Here is a 5,463-nt window from a genome sequence, read left to right as displayed (position 1 = left end):
CTGCGCGCGATGCACCGCTTCCAGCCAGCCCCCAACCTTGCGCCCGAACGTCGTCGGCAGGGCCTGCTGCAACCACGTGCGCGCCACCATCGGCGTATTGCGATGACGTTGCGCCAGTGCAGCCAGCGCGTCGGCCAGCTTTTGCAAATCCGCTTCGAGCAATGCGGCCGATTGCCGCCACTGCAGCATCAAGCCGGTATCGATGATGTCCTGACTGGTGGCGCCCCAGTGCACGTAGCGCGCGGCGTTTTCATCGTGCTGTGCAACAGCGGCAGTCAGTTGCTTGACCAGCGGGATCGCCAGGTTGCCTGCGCTGGCAGCGGCATTGCCGAGCGCGTCCAGATCCAATGTCGCCTTGGCGCACACCGCGCGAATCGGCGCCACGGCTTCGGCCGGAATCACGCCAACCGCGCCTTCGGCCTGCGCCAGCGCGGCCTCCACATCGAGCATCGCGCGCACCGTGGCGGCATCGGACCACACCGCCAGCATGGCCGGTGTGGAGAAGGCGCGATCGAGCAGTCCGCTGGTCATGGCCGTGTCAAACTCAAACGCGTTCGATGACCAGTGCAATGCCCTGACCCACGCCGATGCACATGGTGCACAGCGCGTAGCGCCCACCGGTGCGTTGCAGCTGATACATCGCCGTGGTCACCAGGCGCGCGCCGCTCATGCCGAGCGGGTGACCGAGTGCGATGGCGCCGCCGTTCGGGTTGACGCGCGGGTCGTCATCACGCAGGCCCAGTTGTCGCGTCACGGCCAAGCCCTGCGCGGCAAACGCCTCGTTCAGCTCGATCACATCCATCTGGTCGATGGTCAGTCCCAGCTGCTTGAGCAGCTTTTGCGACGCCGGTGCCGGACCAATGCCCATCACGCGCGGCGGCACGCCGGCCGTGGCCATGCCGACGATGCGCGCACGCGGCGTCAGGCCAAAGCGCTTGGCGGATTCTTCATTGGCAAGGAGGAGCGCGCAGGCGCCATCGTTCACGCCCGACGCATTGCCGGCCGTCACCGTGCCATCCGGACGCACCACGCCTTTGAGCTTGGCGAGCGCTTCCATGGTTGTCGCGCGCGGATGCTCGTCGCGGCTGACGACGATGGCATCGCCCTTCTTCTGCGGGATCGTCACCGGCGTGATTTCCTGCGCCAGCGTGCCGTCTTCCTGCGCACGTGCGGCGCTCGCCTGGCTGCGCAGCGCGAAGCGGTCTTGATCTTCGCGGTTGATCTTGTAGTCGGTGGCGACGTTCTCGGCGGTCTCGGGCATCGAGTCGACACCGTATTGCGCCTTCATCAGCGGGTTGATGAAGCGCCAGCCGATGGTGGTGTCGTAGATGGCAGCATCGCGCGAGAAGGCGGTGGCCGCCTTGCCCATCACGAACGGCGCGCGGCTCATGCTTTCCACGCCGCCCGCGATCATCAGCCCGGTTTCGCCCGAGCGGATGGCACGCGCGGCGGTGCCGGTGGCGTCCATGCCCGAGCCGCACAGGCGGTTGATGGTCGAGCCCGGCACGCTGTCGGGCAACCCGGCCAGCAACGACGACATGCGCGCCACGTTGCGGTTGTCTTCGCCCGCCTGGTTGGCGCAGCCGAAGATCACGTCGTCGATGGCTGACCAGTCGACCTGCGGGTTGCGCGCCATCAGCGCCTTGAGCGGCACGGCACCCAGGTCATCCGCGCGCACGGCGGACAGGCTGCCGCCGTATCGGCCGATGGGGGTGCGGATGGCGTCGCAGATAAAGGCTTCGGTCATGATGGTTCTGTCTCCAATGGTTCTAGGCACGACGCAACGGCGCGGCCGTCATCGTCTGCAGCGTATCGAAATCAAGGCCGTCGGCCATCTCGCGCACCACCAGCCCCTCGTGCGTGATGTCGATCACGGCAAGGTCGGTGTAGATGGTATCGACACAGCCGATGCCCGTCAGCGGGTACGTGCACGACGGCACGATCTTGCTTTCGCCCTGCTTGGTCTGGTGCTCCATCATGACGAAGACGCGCTTGGCACCAATAGCCAGGTCCATCGCGCCGCCCACGGCGGGAATCGCATCCGGTGCTCCGGTGTGCCAGTTGGCCAAGTCACCCGTGGCCGACACCTGGAAGGCACCGAGCACGCAATAGTCGAGATGGCCGCCCCGCATCATGGCAAACGAATCGGCGTGATGGAAGAACGAGGCACCCGGCTTGACGGTGACGGGCTGCTTGCCGGCGTTGATGAGGTCTTCGTCTTCTTGCCCGGGAGCGGGCGCCGGGCCCATGCCGAGCAGGCCGTTCTCGGTGTGCAGGATGATTTCGCGATCGGCCGGCAGTTGGTTCGCCACCAGGGTCGGCAGGCCGATGCCGAGGTTGACGATCGACCCATCGGGAATATCACGCGCCACACGGGCAGCGATCTGATCGCGCGTCCAGCGCTGGATCTTGGCGGTAGTTTCGGCGCTCATGCGGCCTCCTTGGCGGGTTGCGCGGAGACGAGCTTCACGACGCGCTTCACAAAAATGCCGGGCGTGACGATGTGCTCGGGGTCCAGCTCGCCCAGTTCCACCGTCTCGCTGACCTGCGCGATGGTGCACTTGGCCGCCATGGCCATCACCGGCCCGAAGTTGCGTGCGGTCTTGCGATAGACGAGATTGCCCCAGCGGTCAGCGCGCAGGGCCTTGATGAGGGCGTAGTCGGCTGTCAGCGGTAGCTCGAACACGTACGGCTTGCCGTCGATGATGCGCGTTTCCTTGCCTTCGGCCAATTGCGTGCCGTAGGCGGTCGGGCAGAAAAACCCACCAATGCCGGCACCTGCAGCGCGGATGCGCTCGGCCAGGTTGCCTTGCGGCACGAGCTCCAGTTCGATCTCGCCGGCGCGGTAGAGCGCATCGAATACATACGAATCGGCCTGGCGGGGGAACGAGCAGACGATCTTGCGTACGCGGCGCGCCTTGAGCAGCGCGGCCAGGCCCGTCTCGCCGTTGCCGGCGTTGTTGTTGATGATGGTCAGCTCACGCGCGCCGTGCGCGATCAGCCCGTCGATGAGTTCCGATGGCATGCCGGCGGCACCGAACCCGCCGATCATGATGGTGGCACCGTCCGGGATATCGGCCAGAGCGGCCTCCACAGACGGACAAAGCTTGTTGATCACGTGCATTCTCCGGCAAGGGCGCCGCACATTCTCGATGGCTGGCGCAGGGCGGAGCATCGCGGGGGCCGGACATGGCCGAGCCGCAACGGGGCGGCCTGCGAGTCTCCTGTTGACGATCGGATCGACACAGGCCTTTGCTGTCCGGCCCGGGCTTACCTTGCCTCTCGTTTGTTCGCTGTTAGAACCAACGTTCGATCCAAGAACGAATCTACGCCTCACCTCCCGAGCGTGTCAAGGCGTACGCATCCCGATCGAGTGTTCGAGTGGCGAAACCGGGGCAATGCCAGTAGTCTTGAGGCCAGTGCACCGCTTTTGCCTGTCTTTGCATGTCTGCCGCCGAACTGCCCACCGAAAAACCCAGCGATTCCTACGTCCAGTCCTTTGCGCGAGGGCTGTCGGTCATCCGCGCGTTCAACGCCGAACGCCCGGAGCAGACGCTTTCCGAAGTCGCCGAGGCCACGGGCCTGACCCGCGCCGGCGCCCGGCGCATCCTCCTCACGCTGGTCAGCCTCGGCTATGTCAGCTTTGAAGGCCGCCTTTTCCGCCTCACGCCCAAGATCCTCGACCTTGGGTTCGCCTACCTCACCTCGATGCCGTTCTGGAACCTCGCCGAGCCGGTGATGGAAGAGCTCGTGCAGACGGTGCACGAAAGTTGCTCTGCCTCGGTATTGGATGGGACGGAAATCGTCTACGTTCTGCGCGTGCCCACGCAGAAGATCATCGCGCTGAACCTGTCGGTCGGCAGCCGCCTGCCGGCGTTCTGTACGTCGATGGGCCGCGTGCTGCTGTCGGGCCTGCCCGAGGATCAGTTGGACATCGCACTGCGTGAGTCGGACCGCCGCCCACGCACGCAGCGCACCATTACAGACGTCGACGCACTGAAGGAAGTCATAGCCGGCGTGCGCCAACAGGGTTGGGCGCTGGTCGACCAGGAGCTTGAGGAAGGGCTGATTTCGCTATCGGCGCCGATCCGCAATCGTGCAGGCGATATCATCGCCGCCATGAACATCAGCGGGCAGGCCAACCGGACTTCAGGCAAACAGATGACGAAGCAGTTTCTCGGTCCGCTGCAGCAGGCGGCCGAGCGCATTTCGGCCATGGTGCGGGTACGCACCTGATCTGAGTTAAAAGCGGCAGTGCCCGGTGCGCTGCGCGCCTCGCATCCCGACAGTTTTTTCAATAAAATTGTGGCTCCGTGGGCAAAGAGGATGTCTGTGACTCAACACACCGCCATTCACACCGGTCTGGATGTGAAAGGCCGCCATCGCCGGGCGCATGCGTCGTGCATCCTGGCGCTTGCCCTGCCCTTGCTGTCCAGCCCTGTGTGGGCACAATCGACGCCGCTGGCGACCGCCATGCAGGAGCTGACGCCACTGGCCCGCATGCTGGTAGGCGCCGCCACGGGGCGCAGCACGGCCGCCGCCGGCGTGCCGGCCCTCACGGGCCCCGCCCGCAATGCAGACCGCGCCCTCGCCCAGGCCTGCGCCGAAATCAACCGCTTCACCCCTGTCCCGCTCGACCGCGAGACCTCCTTGGCGCAATGCTCGCTGGCGCAGAAGAAGAACCTCGTCTTCGTCATCACGCTGACCAACTACGCGGCGCACTCGGCTGCATCGCAGGGCTTCCGGCTGAATTTCGTGCCGATCCTGCAGAAGAACATCTGCAACAACGGCGACGTGCGCATCCTCACGCGCCTGGGCTTGAGCCTGGTCTACCGCTATCGCGGCAACGACCACGAGACCGTGGGCGACGTGCCCATCAACGAATCGATCTGCGGCGCGCTGTAGGCCCACGTTCCGCCCCGGGAATCCCCTGATGGAGTGCAGTCGGCTGCCATGTCATTAATGGCAGACAAAGTCCCATTTCATCCAACGTCTGCCGGGCCCCTGCCTTGCTGCGCCAGCCTTACCGGGCTGCACGCATCCAACCCCGGCAACCCAAACATCCCGCCTGTGCATTGCACCCCGCCCTGCCTGCCAACCGCCATCTGCGCCGTATCGGCATGGACTATAGTTGGGCGTTCCGCTCGCCGTCATATGGTTATCCGAAGTGCGCGCATGCAAAGCGCGCATATGCCGGTATGCTCGCGGGCGATCCCCGATCCGAACTCGATTCGCACACTGTTCACCACCGAAGTCGTCAAGGAGGAAATCCGATGAAAACAAACCGACGTCTGACGCAATTTGCGGGTGCCGCCATCCTGGCCGCGGCAACCCTGGTCGCCACCACCGCGCATGCTGATCAAGTTTCCGACATCAAGAAGAAGGGCGAACTTGTCTGCGGCGTGCTCGGCACCGACGAGCCGTTCAGCTTCCTGAAGGACCCGATGAGCCGCGAGATCGTCG

The 5,463-nt window shown here is 65.1% G+C and carries 6 protein-coding genes and 1 pseudogene; 3 read left to right on the top strand and 4 right to left on the bottom strand.

Annotated elements, in window-relative coordinates:
• From FUT88_RS25610 to FUT88_RS25595, 4 genes are all read right to left on the bottom strand, one after another.
• A partial coding sequence (locus tag FUT88_RS25610) for a lyase family protein (RefSeq protein WP_261797302.1) occupies positions 1 to 531 on the bottom strand: 531 nt, incomplete at its 3' end.
• Between the two features lie 13 nt (positions 532 to 544).
• Positions 545 to 1,747, bottom strand: coding sequence for a 3-oxoadipyl-CoA thiolase (pcaF, locus tag FUT88_RS25605; RefSeq protein WP_147219347.1), 1,203 nt, complete (start codon positions 1,745 to 1,747; stop codon positions 545 to 547).
• Between the two features lie 22 nt (positions 1,748 to 1,769).
• Positions 1,770 to 2,432 (bottom strand): CoA transferase subunit B, encoded by a 663-nt coding sequence (locus FUT88_RS25600; RefSeq protein WP_147217984.1) that lies wholly within the window; start codon positions 2,430 to 2,432, stop codon positions 1,770 to 1,772.
• Entirely contained in the window at positions 2,429 to 3,118 is a 690-nt protein-coding gene (locus FUT88_RS25595; protein ID WP_147217983.1) for a 3-oxoacid CoA-transferase subunit A, read from the bottom strand. The genes FUT88_RS25600 and FUT88_RS25595 overlap by 4 nt, the downstream gene beginning before the upstream one ends.
• Before the next feature lie 326 nt (positions 3,119 to 3,444).
• Here FUT88_RS25595 and FUT88_RS25590 point away from each other — a divergent pair, with 326 nt between their 5' ends.
• The 3 genes and pseudogenes from FUT88_RS25590 to FUT88_RS25580 form a co-directional block, all read left to right on the top strand.
• Entirely contained in the window at positions 3,445 to 4,236 is a 792-nt protein-coding gene (locus FUT88_RS25590; RefSeq protein WP_147217981.1) for an IclR family transcriptional regulator, read from the top strand.
• Positions 4,237 to 4,326: 90 nt separating this feature from the next.
• Positions 4,327 to 4,905 (top strand): hypothetical protein, encoded by a 579-nt coding sequence (locus FUT88_RS25585; RefSeq protein ID WP_147217979.1) that lies wholly within the window; start codon positions 4,327 to 4,329, stop codon positions 4,903 to 4,905.
• Positions 4,906 to 5,273: 368 nt separating this feature from the next.
• A pseudogene (locus FUT88_RS25580) lies at positions 5,274 to 5,463 on the top strand (amino acid ABC transporter substrate-binding protein); the annotation flags it as partial.

Source organism: Ralstonia sp. TCR112, from assembly GCF_007997035.1.
GTDB classification, from domain to species: domain Bacteria; phylum Pseudomonadota; class Gammaproteobacteria; order Burkholderiales; family Burkholderiaceae; genus Ralstonia; species Ralstonia edaphi.
This window is presented reverse-complemented; position numbering and strand designations above follow the sequence as displayed.

Coding starts and splice junctions, on each gene's coding strand:
- pcaF (WP_147219347.1), bottom strand. CDS start 1,747: ATGACCGAAGCCTTTATCTGCGACGCCATCCGCACCCCCATCGGCCGA.
- FUT88_RS25600 (WP_147217984.1), bottom strand. CDS start 2,432: ATGAGCGCCGAAACTACCGCCAAGATCCAGCGCTGGACGCGCGATCAG.
- FUT88_RS25590 (WP_147217981.1), top strand. CDS start 3,445: ATGTCTGCCGCCGAACTGCCCACCGAAAAACCCAGCGATTCCTACGTC.
- FUT88_RS25585 (WP_147217979.1), top strand. CDS start 4,327: ATGTCTGTGACTCAACACACCGCCATTCACACCGGTCTGGATGTGAAA.